Below are 13,521 nucleotides of genomic sequence, written 5' to 3'. Positions count from 1 at the left end.
CACCATGATCAAGCCGATAATCCGATTCTTACTCAAAAGCCTTTATCGGATCCAAGTCAAGGGCATCGAACATTTCCATAGCGCCGGAGAGCGGGTGCTCATCGTCTCGAACCACGCCTCGTTCCTGGACCCCATCCTGCTCTGGGCCTTTCTGCCGGACGAAATCACCTTCGCGATCAATACCCACATCGCCGAGACCTGGTGGGTCAAACCGGCTCTGCGGCGGGTCCGGACCTTCCCGATGGACCCCATCAATCCCATGTCGGTCAAAGCCCTGACCCATCACCTGCGCCGCGACCGGAAAGCGGTGGTGTTTCCCGAAGGCCGCATCACCGTGACCGGCTCGCTGATGAAGATCTACGACGGCTCGGGAATGGTGGCGGACAAAGCCAACGCTGCCGTGCTGCCGGTACGTATCGACGGCGCCCAGTACACACCCTTCTCCCGTCTCAAAGGCGTGGTCCGCCTGCGCTGGCTGCCCCGGATCACCATCAACATCCTGCCGCCGCGGAAGATTACGCCGCCGCCCGAGGCTCAGGGCGAGGAGCGCCGACGCCATGCCGGCCTGGCTCTGTCAGACATCATGAGTGAGATGATGTTCGCCACCGGCAATCACCGTGGCACCCTGTTCTCCGCCCTGCTCGATGCCCGCAACGTGCACGGCGGCAGGACCTGCGTGCTCGAAGACACCGAGCGCAAGCCCGTGAGCTACGACCATCTGATCGCCCGGGCATTGTTGGCCAGCGAAAAACTCGAACACCTGACCGAAGCCAGCGAAACCGTCGGCATCCTGCTGCCCACCGCCATCGGCACGGTGGCCACACTCCTGGGACTGCAGCATGCTGGCCGCATACCCGCCATGCTCAACTTCAGCACCGGCAGCTCCGTACTGTTAGCGGCCTGCGACACAGCCGCCATCCGGACGGTCCTGACCTCGCGGCGTTTCGTCGAGGCGGCCAAATTGGGAGACACCCTCGCCCAGCTCGAGACCCGGGTGAAGGTGATTTATCTGGACGACATCTTCGGCAGCATTCCGGCCCTGGACAAGCTGCGGGCGTTCGTGAAAGGGCGCCTGGCCGATTACCTCGGTCGCGACCGGGCGTCGGCAGACTCGCCGGCGGTGATCCTCTTCACCTCGGGATCGGAAGGGCCGCCCAAGGGAGTCGCGCTGTCGCACGCCAACCTGCTCGCCAACCGCGAGCAGTTCGCCGCCCGCGTAGACTTCGGTCCACAGGACGTGATCCTCAATGCCCTGCCCCTTTTTCACTCTTTCGGCCTCACCACCGGCACCCTGTTGCCGTTGCTGTCGGGTACGCGGGTGTTCCTCTACCCCTCTCCGTTGCATTACCGGATCATTCCCGAGGTGGCCTACGACATCAACGCCACCATCCTGTTCGGGACCAATACCATCTTGTACGGCTACGGCAAACACGCTCACCCCTATGACTTCTACAGCATCCGCTACGTATTCGCCGGCGCCGAAAAGGTACAACCCGAAACCCGCCGCCTCTGGGCCGACAAATTCGGCATCCGCATCATGGAAGGTTACGGCGTCACGGAAACCAGCCCGGTGCTGGCGGCCAACACCGCGATGCATTATCGGGAAGGCACGGTCGGCCGCCTCATGCCGGGCATCGAATATGCGTTGGAACCGGTGGAAGGCATCGCCGAAGGCGGACGGCTGCACGTGAAAGGGCCGAATGTCATGCTTGGCTATCTCCATGCCCAGGCGCCGGGCCGGATCGAACCACCGGCCTCGTGCTTCGGCCCCGGCTGGTACGATACCGGCGACATCGTCAGCGTCGACGCCCACGGCTATGTCACCATCAAGGGGCGAGCCAAACGCTTCGCCAAGATCGGCGGCGAAATGATCTCGCTGGCGGTCATCGAGGAACTGGCGGCCAGGGTGTGGCCGGATGCCCAGCACGCCGCCGTCAACCTCCCCGACCCGCGCAAAGGCGAACAGATCGTTCTGGCGACCAGCCAGCCGCGGGCCGACCGGACTCTGCTTTTCGAGCGGACACGTGCCGAAGGCCTAGGGGAACTGTATCTGCCCAAACGGATTCGGGTTCTGCCTGCCCTGCCGCTGCTCGGCTCAGGCAAGATCGACTACCCGACACTCACCGCCCTGCTGGCGGCGGAGACCGGGGAATGATCAAGGGACTCGCACCGCTGGTCGTTGCCCAGTTTCTCTCCGCTTTCGCCGACAACGCGATCCTGTTCACCGTCATCGCCATCGTACTGCAGGGTAACACACATGGAGACTGGTACATTCCGGCCCTGCAGAGCGTGTTTCTGATTGCCTACGTGACGCTCGCACCCTGGGTTGGCATCTGGGCCGACCGGCTGCCCAAACCCCAGGTTCTGATCATCGCCAATCTGATCAAAACGGCCGGGGGATTCCTGTTGCTGGCCGGGATCGAGCCACTGATCGCCTATTCGTTGGTCGGGGCCGGCGCGGCCCTGTACAGCCCCGCCAAATACGGCATCCTGCCAGAAATCGCCGACGAGGCTCATCTGGTCAAGGCCAACGGCTGGGTGGAGGGGGCCACCATCGCCGCCATCCTGCTCGGAACCGTCGGTGGCGCCAAGATCGCCGACCGGTCGATCCCGGCGGCCCTTATGGTCATTTGTGGCTGCTTTCTGCTGTCGGTCCTGGTCGGACTGCTGCTGCCCCGGCTGCCGGCGCGCTACCGTACCGAAGTCTCAGCCATCCGTCAATGGGTGGCACAGAGCAGGGCTTTGCTGAAATCCCAGCGGGCTCGGCTGGTCCTGCTTGGACTGGCCATGTTCTGGGCCGCCGCCGCGACTTTACGCGTCGTCCTCGTCGCCTGGGCACCCGCGGTGCTGCACACCCAAACCGCCAGCGACATCGCCGAACTGACCCTGTTCACTGCCATCGGCATCATCATCGGTGCCGCCCTTGCCCCACGCTGGATTCCACTGGCGGAAATCCGCCGCAGCCGCTATGCAGGCTATGCGATGGGGCTCATGCTCGGCCTTCTTGCAGCCTCGTCCGAACCCTGGCCGGCCCGCGGCGCCCTCCTCGGCATCGGCATCGCCGGGGGCTTCTTCGTGGTGCCACTCAACGCTGCCATCCAGGACATCGGCCACCGCAGCGTCGGCGCCGGCATCGCCGTCGCCATCCAGAATTTTTTCTTGAATGCCGCCATGCTCGTCGCCGTCGGTCTTTACACCGGCGCCGCCGCACAAGGCGCAGATCCCGTCATGGTGCTGCTGGCCATGAGCTCCATCGTGCTTTGCGGCGTCATCCAATTAGCCATCCGGCTCCCCCCCAAAGCCGCGGACGGCTGAGGACCGTGCGGCAAAGCGGCGGCAAGACCGAATCTATAATATGATTAAGGCTCTGAAGACTTCAGCCCTCGAAGCATCCATGCCATTCCCGACCCGCCGATTGCCCTTACTGCTCCTGCTGCTTGCGCCGCTTGCCTGGGGCATCGATTCGCCCGATGCGGGGAAGCTCCAGCCGGTACCCGATCCGCCCGACATCCCGGGGCCGGTCCAGAGCGGAGAGGAACTGGAGCCGGACGTCACCATCATGCGCAAGGGCGAAGATCTCTACGAGGAATACCGCATCAACGGTAGACTCTACATGATCAAGGTCAAACCCAAGATCGGTCCGCCCTATATCATGATGGACAAGGACGGCGACGGTAACATGGACGTCCGGACGACCGACATGGCTCGCAGTATGGACATCCCGCAGTGGGTCCTGTTCAGTTGGTAACCCCCTGGCGATCACGGCAACACGTCTTTTTTAGGATTCCCGCGCTTGAGAAACCTCATCGACTCGCGGCTCGAGCAGCTCGCCCGCGCCGGACAGGTGCATTTGCTGCGAAAAGGATTGAAAGGACTGGAAAAGGAGAGCCTGCGGATCACGGCCGCCGGCGAAATTGCACGCACGCCGCACCCGAAGGCTCTGGGCTCGGCACTGACCCATCCTGCCATCACCACCGACTATTCCGAGGCGCTGATCGAACTGATCACCCCGCCTTTCGAAGACAGCGCCGACACTCTGGCGGCAATGGAGGATCTCCATCGCTTCGTTCACGCCAACATCGGCGATGAACTGCTGCTGGCGACCTCGATGCCCTGCCGGATCGAAGGCGACGAAAGCATTCCGATCGCGGTCTACGGCAGTTCCAACATCGGTCGGATGAAGCACATCTACCGGCGCGGCCTGGGTTACCGCTATGGCCGGGCCATGCAGGCCATCGCCGGCGTCCACTTCAATTACTCGGTGAGCGAAGAACTCTGGCCGATCCTGCAGGCCATGGCCGGCGACCGCCGGTCCCTGGCCGAATTCGTCGCCGACCGCTATTTCGGCATGGTGCGCAACATCCAGCGTTTCGGCTGGCTGATCCTGTACCTTTTCGGTTCATCACCCGCCATGTCCAAGTCCTTCCTCGCGGGGCGGGAAACGCCGCTGGCAGCGAGTTTCACCGAATTCGATCCTGCTACCTGGCACCGTCCCTACGCCACTTCGCTGCGCATGAGCGATATCGGTTACCGCAACGACAATCAGGCCAGCCTCGACATCTCCTTCAACCGGCTGGACGATTACGTCCGCGATCTCAGCCATGCCATATCAACGCCCTATGCGCCCTACCAGACCATCGGCGTCGAAGTGGATGGCGAATATCGCCAGCTCAATGCCAACCTCCTGCAGATCGAGAATGAGTATTACAGTACCGTGCGCCCCAAACAGATCGCCCGTTCCGGCGAAATGCCCACCCTGGCGCTGAAAAAGCGTGGTGTCCGTTATCTCGAACTGCGCTCGGTGGACCTCAACTGCTATCATCCGGCCGGAATCAGTCTCGAGCAGTTGAGGTTTATGGAAACCTTCCTGCTGCTGTCCCTCCTCACCGACAGTCCGCCGATGAGCACGGAGGAAAAGAAAACCGCAGCCAACAACTTGCTGGCCACCGCTTGTTGTGGGCGCACGCCGGGCATGACACTGATCCGGGATGACACCGCAGTGGATCTTCGAGCCTGGGCCAAGGAGCTGTGCGAATCCATGGCGCCAATCGCGGCTGCGCTGGATGACGACTCGACCGGCCGAGTGTTTTCCGCCGCTCTGGAGCAGCAATATGTAGCGATCGCCGACCCCGAACAGTATCTGCCTTCGGCCCGCATGCTGCGGGAGATGCGGGACAATCACGAATCCTTCGATGAATTCGCGCAACGACTGTCGCTGCAGCACGCCGAGCGCTTGCGCAACCCTCCACTACCCCCCGAAAAAACCGAGGCCATGCGGCGCATGGCCGAAGCATCGCTGGTGGAACAAGAAGCCATCGAGGAGGGCGACACGCTGGCCTTTGCCGATTACCTGGAGCACTATTTCGCCCAAACCTGAAAGCTTGCAAGCGATTCGTGACCCCTATGACGCACATCGAAATCGACACACTCCAGGCCGAACTGGCTGGCCGTTCCCCCCGCGCCGTTCTGGAAGCGGCATTGAGCCGATTCGAGCGGATCGCGGTATCGTTCAGCGGGGCGGAAGACGTCGTGTTGGTCGAAATGGCCGCGCGGCTGCGCCCGGGCATTGAAGTCTTCACCCTGGACACAGGACGCCTGCACCCGGAGACCTACCGCTTCATCGAAGAAGTGCGCGGGCGTTTTCCCATCAGCCTCGAAGTACTATCGCCGGACGCCACGGAACTGGAAGCAATGGTGCGGGAAAAGGGGCTGTTCAGCTTCTACCGGGACGGCCATCGAGAATGCTGCGGCATCCGTAAGGTCGGCCCCCTGCGCCGCAAGCTGGCAACGCTCGACGCCTGGATCACCGGCCAACGTCGGGACCAGAACCCGACCCGGCAGGCGGTCCCTGAAGTGGAAACCGACCCCGCCTTCGCGAGCGAAAGTCACCCTCTCGTGAAATTCAATCCGCTGGCCGCCTGGACTTCCGCTCAGGTATGGGACTACATCGCCGCTTGCGAGCTCCCGTTCAACGCTTTGCACCTCAAAGGGTATGTCAGCATCGGCTGTGAACCCTGCACCCGCCCGATCCGCCCCGGCCAGCACGAACGCGAGGGCCGCTGGTGGTGGGAGGACGCGCTGAAGAAGGAATGTGGTCTGCACATCGGCGACGCTTCCAAGGTTTGACGACCCGAAACTACCGCACAGGCAGCGTCATCCCGGCAAACAGGGCTTCGATTTCCTTCGGTTCACGCAAGGCCAGCGCCCGCTCCACCACCTCGCGGGTCAGATGCGGCGCGAACAACGCGATGAAATCGTAGAGAAAACCGCGGACGAAGATGTCCCGCCGCAGGCCGATGTTGGTCACGCTGCTTTCGAACAGATGCGAAGCATCGAGCGCCACCAGATCCGCATCGGTTTCGGGGTTGTATGCCATCCTGGCGATGATACCGACGCCCAGCCCCAGCCGCACATAGGTCTTGATGACGTCGGCATCGACGGCGGTCAGGGCCAGTCTTGGTTTGATACCCGCCTTGTTGAATGCCTGATCCAGATGCGACCGGCCGGTGAACCCGAAAACATAAGTGACCAAGGGGTATTCGCCGAGATCCTGCAGCGTCAGGCTGGGCTTCTCAGCCAACGGATGGTCCTTTGGCACCAGAGCGATCCGGTTCCACCGGTAACACGGCAGCATAACCAGGTTGCCGAAGAGTTCGATCGCCTCGGTCGCAATGGCGAGATCCACCAGACCGCGCGACGCCTCCTCGGCGATCTGGACCGGCGTACCCTGATGCATGTTGAGCTTGATGCCCGGATAGCGCCGCATGAATTCGCGCACCACCGGCGGAAGGGCATAGCGGGCCTGGGTATGGGTGGTGGCGATGGACAGCGAACCGACCCGGTTGTCGCGGAATTCCTGGGCGACGCTGCGTATGTCCTGCACCTTGCTGAGAATCTGTCCGGCGAGTTCGACGACGTACTTACCGGCCGGCGTGATTTCGGTCAGGTGCTTGCCGTTGCGGGCGAAGATGGAGATTCCCAGCTCCTCCTCCAGCAGCTTGATCTGCTTGCTGATACCCGGCTGGGACGTAAACAAGGCATCCGCGGTCGAGGAAACGTTGAGATCGTGCTGGGAGACCTCCCACACATAACGCAGCTGCTGCAGCTTCACCGCTGAACCCCGGAAATCGAGCCCGCCCGCGTCTGGTACCGATTGGGCCAAGACGCGCGCGGGTACGGCAAAGTGCGGGCAGAAAGGTTAGCGCTCAAGATACTGCAGCTTGCCCGGCTTGCCATTCCACTCGTCGGCATCCGGCAGGGCCTCCTTCACCTCGGAAATGGTGGGCCAGATCTTGGAAAGCTCGGCGTTCAACTGGATGAACTGCTCCTGGCCTTCCGGCAGTTCATCTTCGGAATAGATCGCATGAGCAGGGCATTCGGGTTCGCACAGCGTGCAATCGATGCATTCGTCAGGATCGATGACGAGAAAATTGGGCCCCTCATGAAAACAATCCACCGGGCAGACATCAACGCAATCGGTGTATTTGCATCTGATGCAGTTTTCAGTCACAACAAAGGTCATCTGAGCAATCCTAAAGGTGAAGGTCGTTCGCTTGAGTAAAGCGTTGTCAATTCCGGAAGCGGCCATGTCCGGTCCCGCATCGTGGGCACGCATTTTACATGCGCGCCACTTTTTCCCCAAACCCGAGCTCACCCCTCCGATGGCGTTGCACCGAGCCACTCCACCCATTGAACGAACAGTTCGGGATCCAGAGCGGCCACCGCGGAACGCCCCCCCATGTCCGCCGCGAGGGGCAGCTCCCGGGCGAGACGGGTCGCTTGGCCGCCGGCCTCGGCCAGAATCAACATGCCAGCCGCATAGTCCCACAGCTTCTGGCCGCCGTGCAGATAAAGATGGTAACGCCCCGCCGCCAGCCAGCACCATTCGAGGGCCGTGGACCCGAAGTTGCGTTGCGAACTGAATGGCGGTTCATCCACCAGCCGGCGTCGCAAGGCACGATCCAGGCGCTTGAAATCGACCACGGCGATGCAGCGCGGGAGGGATAGACCGACACGCCGCGGCAGCAGACGCTCGCCGTTCACCCACGCTCCCTCGCCGGCCCTGGCGGAGAAGCATTCGCCACGCACCGGATCGTACACCAGGCCGAGCACCGAACGCCCTTCCCGGACCAAGGCCAGCGATATCGAAAAGAACGGAATCCCGGCGGCGAAATTGCTGGTCCCGTCCAGTGGGTCCAGACACCACAGGCCGGCCCCGGCACCTGCCATGAGCCTCTCCTGTTCGTCCCGGCTCATTTCTTCTCCGAGCACATCGAGGTCGGGCGTCAGCTTGCGAAGCTCTCCGACCAGCCGCTCCTGCACCGCCAAATCAGCCTCCGTGACGATGCTGCCGTCGGGCTTGACCGACCGCTGGGACCGGGCGAAACGGGGAAGCAGTTCCTCGCGAGCGGCCTCTCTCAGCAAGGACTCCAGGGCTGCGATTTCGGGAAGCATTTTCCGCTCAGTCCTCTCCTAACGTTCAGCAAGTTTACGCAAAAAATCGGGGGATACGACGATCCGTGGTGGATAACCACCCGTCATTACGGGTGATGGCAACCACCCGCGCCGGCAGACACAGCCAAACCCCCGTCATCATGCGGCTTTCAACTGGCCTAAACAGTAGCACGGTCTTCGCTTTTAGGGGAAACACCGAAGCCCGTATCTCAGACGAAACCACCATGAACACATCGACGATCGCCGATAGCATGCCGCCGGCCGGATTTGCTGGCTTGCGCGCCCATTGGAACAACGACCTGGTCTCCGGCTTTCTGGTCTTCCTGATCGCTCTGCCTCTTTGCCTCGGCATCGCCATGGCTTCCGGCTTCCCCCCGATGGCCGGGATCATTTCCGCCGTGATTGGAGGAGTCCTGGTCTCCCGGATCAACGGCTCCCATGTGACCATCAACGGCCCTGCTGCCGGGCTCATCGTGGTGATCCTTGCCGCGACGCAAACGCTGGGCCAGGGCGACGCGATGCAGGGCTACCGTTGTACCTTGGCCGCCATCGTGGTGGCTTCGGTGCTGCAGATCGCGCTGGGCTTGTTCAAGGCGGGGCGCCTCAACGCCTATTTCCCCGCCTCGGTGGTCCACGGCATGCTCGCCGCGATCGGCATCATCATCATGGCCAAGCAGATCCACGTCATGGTGGGCGTTAAACCGGGGGCTTCCAGCGATGACCTCCTGGCGACGATTGCAGAGATTCCCCACAGCCTCCTCAATCCCAACCCGGAAATCGCGCTGATCGGCGCCGTGGGCCTTTTGATCCTCATCACCTGGTCACTGATGCGAAGCCGCCACCTGAAAATGGTGCCGGCGCCGCTATTGGTCGTGATCGCCGGGATGGCCCTCGGCAAATACTTCGATCTGGATCATGAACATATTTATATGTTCCATCCCGACAACCCGATTCTGCCACACCACGAATACACCGTCGGCCCCAAGTTCCTGGTGACCATTCCGGAAGATTTCACCGCAGGATTCTATTTCCCGGATTTTTCCAAGGTATGGACGGCAGAATTCTGGAGCGCAGTGATCAGCATCTGCCTGGTCGGCAGTCTGGAATCACTTCTCAGCGCGGTAGCCGTGGACAAACTCGACCCTTACAAGCGCTATTCCGACCTGAACCGCGATCTCACCGCCGTCGGCGCCGGAAATCTGCTCTGCGGCATGATCGGCGGGCTACCGATGATCGCGGAAATCGTCCGCAGCTCGGCCAACATTACCAATGGAGCCAAAACCAGCTGGGCCAATTTCTTCCATGGCGCTTTCCTGCTCCTGTTCGTCGCTCTGTTTCCGCGCGTGATCCACGAGATTCCCCTGGCTTCGCTGGCGGCGCTGCTAGTGTACACCGGCTTTCGCTTGGCATCGCCCCGGGAATTCGTCAAGACCATGGACATCGGTTGGGAGCAGTTGACGCTGTTCGTGGTCACCATTTTCGGGGTGCTTGCCACGGATCTCCTGATTGGCGTCGGTATCGGCATCCTCGCCAAACTGGTCATCCACATGCTGCGGGGCGTTCACCCCAAGCATCTGCTCAAGATTTCCTACCACGTCGAAGAGCAACCGGCCGATACCTTCGTGATCCATGTCGACGGCTCCGCGATCTTCTCCAATTTCATCGCGCTGAAGAGCGAAGTCACGGATCTGCCCATCGGCAAAACGGTCATTTTCGACCTGTCGGAGGCCGAGTTCATCGACCACACTGTGATGGAATTCATCGACCATTTCCGGCACGACTATGCACAGCGGGGCGGCCGCTGCGAGATACGGGGCCTGGAATCCCACGTACCCTATTCGAACCATCCCCTGGCCGCGAGAAGGCGCAAAGCGCCGGCGAATGTCCCTGGCAAAGGGAAGTTGGGCAGGCAAACCGGCTGAAAGCATTGATTCTTTGCACCGCCGCCAGTCGCCATTGCTGGCACTGGAGCGGCAAAGGGTCTGGGCTATAATGCCCCCCACCCCCTTTCCCCATGTCTGTCGTGAAACCTCTGGTCTACCGTGCGGCCCAGCTTCGGGGCTGGGCACTCCTCGGCCTGCTCGTGCTGATCCTTGCTGTGCTGGTGGGCATGATCTGGCGCAACCTCGATCGCTTCGAAACCATCCGGGCCCACGTCAGTTACGCCCACCGCATCATGCAGACCGGCCTGGACCTCCAAAAGGCGCTGACCGACTCCCTGCAGGACGACGAAAAGCCGATCCGGCCCGGGCGCTTCGATGCCCTCGTCCGCGATCTCAACCAACTCCGCCAGTCCGACCAGCATTTCGATCCCGACACACCGCGCAAGCTCCAGATCGTCGAAACCTCTCTCGCCGATCCCCTGCTTAGCCAGCTGGGCCCACACCCCCGGCGGACCCGCCTGTTGCTCGCGCTGCAGATGATGAGTGAGATGCTGGATGCCGAAACCGCCCGCCGGGAGGAGTTGCTGGAAGACATCAGCGCGAAGACCCGCAAAGAGGTCACCCTCGCCAGTCTCACGCTCGCCGCCATCCTGCTGGTGACCGTATTATTCCTGATCCGGCGTATCCTGACCCCCTTGCGGAACTTGCGGGAGCTGCTGTCTCGAATCGCCCTGGAGGACTTCTCGCCAATCTCCACCCGCAACCTGGACCCGGTGCTGCTGCCGGTCTTCAACAGTTACAACGAAATGGTGAGCCAGCTCGCCGAACTTCAGGAAACCAAGCGGCGCTATGCCGAATCCTTGGAAGCGGACGTACGCTCCGCTACTCAAGCCCTGCTCGAACAGCAATACAGCCTCGCAAGGGCGGAACGCTTCGCCGCACTGGGCGAACTCGCCGCCGGCATCGCGCACGAACTGCGCAATCCCCTGGCGGGTATCCAGATGAGCTGCAGCAACCTCAAAAGCGAAGTGGGCAACCCGGAACATGTCGAGAGGCTGGAGCTCATCATCGACGAACTCAAGCGTATGGGCCGGCTGCTCAACGACCTGCTCGCTCGGGGCAAGCATACGCCGGCGCCGGCACGGGATTTCAACCTGGCCGCGATGCTTCGCGATCTGGTGGCGTTGACGCGCTATCAGGTGCCATCCCATATCACGTTGAACTATGAAGTGCCGGACGGTCTCACCTGCCATCTGCCGGACAGCAGCTTGCGGCAGGCTCTGCTGAATCTGATCCTGAACGCTGCCGCGGCAATCGGGCCGGCACCCGGCAAGATCGGCATCATAGTGCGTACCGAAGGCGAGCAATTGATCATCCGGGTCTGCGACAATGGCCCCGGATTTTCCGACGAAATCTTGAAACATGGCGTACGTCCATTCGGAACCGGCCGCCCTGGTGGCACGGGACTCGGACTCGTCATGGTACAGCGCTTCATCCGCGAAGTGAACGGACGGATGCATTTGGCCAACCGGGCCGAAGGAGGCGCCTGCTGCACACTCATCATCCCCCGCCACATCGTTTCTGCCGGAGAAAAAGCCACCCATGGCCTATAGCTTGTTGATTATCGAAGACGAGAAACTGCTCGGCTCGGAACTGGTCCGACACTACGAACGGGCCGGCTGGGACGTCGATTGGGCCAAGACGCTGGCCGAAGCGCGCAACCTGTTCACCAAGAAAGCGGTCGACCCGCTGCTGGTACTGTCCGACCGCAGCCTGCCGGACGGCAACGCGCTGGACCTGATGGAAGAGATGCGCGGCCAGGGCAACACATCGGAATGGCTGCTGCTGACCGGCTACGGCAGCGTGCCGGATTCGGTACGCGCCCTGCGTCTGGGAGCCTACGACTTCCTGGAAAAGCCCTGCGAACTCGAACGTCTCGACCTGGTGGTCGCCAGCGCGACGCGCTCCGCCCAGGCGCAGCGCCGTCTGCTCGAACAGGCGCAGGAACGGCACCGCCGCTATTCGCCGGAAGCCTACGTCGGCCGCAGCGAAGCCGCGCAGCGGGTACGCGACATGCTGGAGCGTCTCACCCGGGTACCGTTCAGCGCCCTGATCATCGGTGGCGAAAGCGGCACCGGCAAAGGACTTGTCGCCCACATCCTGCACTATTCGGGCAAACGCGCCCAGCAACCCCTGATCGAACTCAACTGCGCTGCCCTTCCCCACGACCTGCTCGAATCCGAGCTTTTCGGCCACGAGGCCGGTGCTTTCACCGGCGCCATCGGTCGCCACCGCGGCCTCATCGAGCAGGCCGACGGCGGCACCCTGTTCTTGGACGAGATCGGGGAAATGCACCTCGACCTGCAGGCCAAGCTGCTCAAGGCGATCGAAGACCGCAAGATCCGCCGGCTGGGCTCGGAAAAGGAAATCAGCGTCGACGTCCAGATCCTGGCGGCCAGCAACCGCGATCTGGAAGAGATGGTGCGCAACGGCAGCTTCCGCAGCGATCTTTTCCACCGCCTGAGCGTCTTCCGGCTGCAACTGCCGCCACTGCGTCAGGTCAAGCAGGATCTGGAAGAACTGGTGCCGCTGCTGATCGCTGAATTCAACGCCAAGGCCGGAAAGCAGGTAAAAATCGTTCCCGACGAAGCATGGACCCTGCTCCGGAACTACGACTGGCCCGGCAACGTCCGCGAACTGCGCAACGTCATCGAGCGCTGCGTGCTGTTCGCTGACGGCCCTGTGTTCCCGGCACAATGGCTGCAGCTGCCGGGACACAGCAACGCGCCGCATCCTGCGCCGGCGGCGTCGGGAACCGAGTGCATCGTGCTGCCTTTGGACGGCAGCATGGCGCTGGACGACATGGACTGCTACATCATCCGCACCACGCTCGAACGCTATGGCGGCAATGTCACCGCCGCGGCGCGGGCGCTGGGTGCCACCCGCGAGACCCTGCGCTACCGCATCCGCAAGTACGGCCTCAAGGAAACCGCCTGAACCGCCTGCAGTCTTGTCGGATTCCCGACAACCGGTTGCACGATTAGGGTGCACGGAACACAGAGGAACCCTCACAAAAGCTCGTCATCTTCGGATTCTCAAGGCTCGGGCCCAACGGCACGGGATATGCTGGATATCGGACAAGGACCACCGCGCCAGGGAACGGCCCCGCCTTCATCGACGACCG

Annotated in this window: 11 protein-coding genes; 8 read left to right on the top strand and 3 right to left on the bottom strand. The window is 62.1% G+C overall.

Going from position 1 to position 13,521, the window contains the following annotated elements; translation table 11 throughout:
* Nucleotides 1-4: 4 nt before the first annotated feature.
* From N4J17_RS07595 to N4J17_RS07575, 5 genes are all read left to right on the top strand, one after another.
* Nucleotides 5-2,155, top strand: a complete 2,151-nt coding sequence (locus N4J17_RS07595) for an AMP-binding protein (RefSeq protein ID WP_198322718.1) — start codon at nt 5-7, stop codon at nt 2,153-2,155.
* Entirely contained in the window at nt 2,152-3,315 is a 1,164-nt protein-coding gene (lplT, locus tag N4J17_RS07590) for a lysophospholipid transporter LplT (protein WP_198322717.1), read from the top strand. The genes N4J17_RS07595 and lplT overlap by 4 nt, the downstream gene beginning before the upstream one ends.
* Nucleotides 3,316-3,394: 79 nt before the next feature.
* Nucleotides 3,395-3,748 (top strand): DUF2782 domain-containing protein, encoded by a 354-nt coding sequence (locus N4J17_RS07585; protein ID WP_198322716.1) that lies wholly within the window; start codon nt 3,395-3,397, stop codon nt 3,746-3,748.
* 45 nt (nt 3,749-3,793) lie between these two features.
* Nucleotides 3,794-5,377, top strand: a complete 1,584-nt coding sequence (gene gshA / locus N4J17_RS07580; RefSeq protein WP_198322715.1) for a glutamate--cysteine ligase — start codon at nt 3,794-3,796, stop codon at nt 5,375-5,377.
* A 26-nt stretch (nt 5,378-5,403) separates the two neighbouring features.
* Entirely contained in the window at nt 5,404-6,126 is a 723-nt protein-coding gene (locus tag N4J17_RS07575; protein ID WP_198322714.1) for a phosphoadenylyl-sulfate reductase, read from the top strand.
* Between the two features lie 10 nt (nt 6,127-6,136).
* On the opposite strand, the gene cysB is transcribed toward N4J17_RS07575, so the two are convergent.
* The 3 genes from cysB to N4J17_RS07560 all read right to left on the bottom strand — a co-directional run bounded on the left by cysB (nt 6,137) and on the right by N4J17_RS07560 (nt 8,454).
* Nucleotides 6,137-7,111: an HTH-type transcriptional regulator CysB gene (cysB, locus tag N4J17_RS07570; RefSeq protein WP_198322713.1), complete on the bottom strand. Its 975-nt coding sequence runs from the start codon at nt 7,109-7,111 to the stop codon at nt 6,137-6,139.
* An 87-nt stretch (nt 7,112-7,198) separates the two neighbouring features.
* Nucleotides 7,199-7,522 (bottom strand): ferredoxin FdxA, encoded by a 324-nt coding sequence (gene fdxA / locus N4J17_RS07565; RefSeq protein WP_198322795.1) that lies wholly within the window; start codon nt 7,520-7,522, stop codon nt 7,199-7,201.
* Between the two features lie 128 nt (nt 7,523-7,650).
* Nucleotides 7,651-8,454, bottom strand: a complete 804-nt coding sequence (locus N4J17_RS07560) for an inositol monophosphatase family protein (RefSeq protein ID WP_198322712.1) — start codon at nt 8,452-8,454, stop codon at nt 7,651-7,653.
* A 224-nt stretch (nt 8,455-8,678) separates the two neighbouring features.
* Between N4J17_RS07560 and N4J17_RS07555 the strand changes: the two genes are divergently transcribed.
* The 3 genes from N4J17_RS07555 (at nt 8,679) to N4J17_RS07545 (ending at nt 13,334) form a co-directional block, all read left to right on the top strand.
* Nucleotides 8,679-10,376 (top strand): SulP family inorganic anion transporter, encoded by a 1,698-nt coding sequence (locus tag N4J17_RS07555; RefSeq protein ID WP_198322711.1) that lies wholly within the window; start codon nt 8,679-8,681, stop codon nt 10,374-10,376.
* 92 nt (nt 10,377-10,468) lie between these two features.
* Nucleotides 10,469-11,950 (top strand): sensor histidine kinase, encoded by a 1,482-nt coding sequence (locus N4J17_RS07550; protein ID WP_198322710.1) that lies wholly within the window; start codon nt 10,469-10,471, stop codon nt 11,948-11,950.
* Nucleotides 11,940-13,334 carry a sigma-54-dependent transcriptional regulator gene (locus tag N4J17_RS07545; protein ID WP_198322709.1) on the top strand — a complete coding sequence of 465 codons (1,395 nt, stop codon included), beginning with the start codon at nt 11,940-11,942 and terminating at the stop codon, nt 13,332-13,334. The genes N4J17_RS07550 and N4J17_RS07545 overlap by 11 nt, the downstream gene beginning before the upstream one ends.
* Nucleotides 13,335-13,521 lie beyond the last annotated feature (187 nt).

Origin of the sequence: Methylococcus capsulatus (genome assembly GCF_036864975.1) — a bacterium.
Lineage (GTDB): Bacteria > Pseudomonadota > Gammaproteobacteria > Methylococcales > Methylococcaceae > Methylococcus.
Note: the sequence above shows the minus strand (reverse complement) of the source record. Positions and strands in the feature narration are given on the sequence as shown.

Bases quoted from the DNA above. Each gene is read 5' to 3' on its own strand.
- N4J17_RS07595 (WP_198322718.1), top strand. From the start codon at position 5: ATGATCAAGCCGATAATCCGATTCTTACTCAAAAGCCTTTATCGGATC.
- lplT (WP_198322717.1), top strand. From the start codon at position 2,152: ATGATCAAGGGACTCGCACCGCTGGTCGTTGCCCAGTTTCTCTCCGCT.
- N4J17_RS07585 (WP_198322716.1), top strand. From the start codon at position 3,395: ATGCCATTCCCGACCCGCCGATTGCCCTTACTGCTCCTGCTGCTTGCG.
- N4J17_RS07575 (WP_198322714.1), top strand. From the start codon at position 5,404: ATGACGCACATCGAAATCGACACACTCCAGGCCGAACTGGCTGGCCGT.
- fdxA (WP_198322795.1), bottom strand. From the start codon at position 7,522: ATGACCTTTGTTGTGACTGAAAACTGCATCAGATGCAAATACACCGAT.
- N4J17_RS07560 (WP_198322712.1), bottom strand. From the start codon at position 8,454: ATGCTTCCCGAAATCGCAGCCCTGGAGTCCTTGCTGAGAGAGGCCGCT.
- N4J17_RS07555 (WP_198322711.1), top strand. From the start codon at position 8,679: ATGAACACATCGACGATCGCCGATAGCATGCCGCCGGCCGGATTTGCT.
- N4J17_RS07550 (WP_198322710.1), top strand. From the start codon at position 10,469: ATGTCTGTCGTGAAACCTCTGGTCTACCGTGCGGCCCAGCTTCGGGGC.
- N4J17_RS07545 (WP_198322709.1), top strand. From the start codon at position 11,940: ATGGCCTATAGCTTGTTGATTATCGAAGACGAGAAACTGCTCGGCTCG.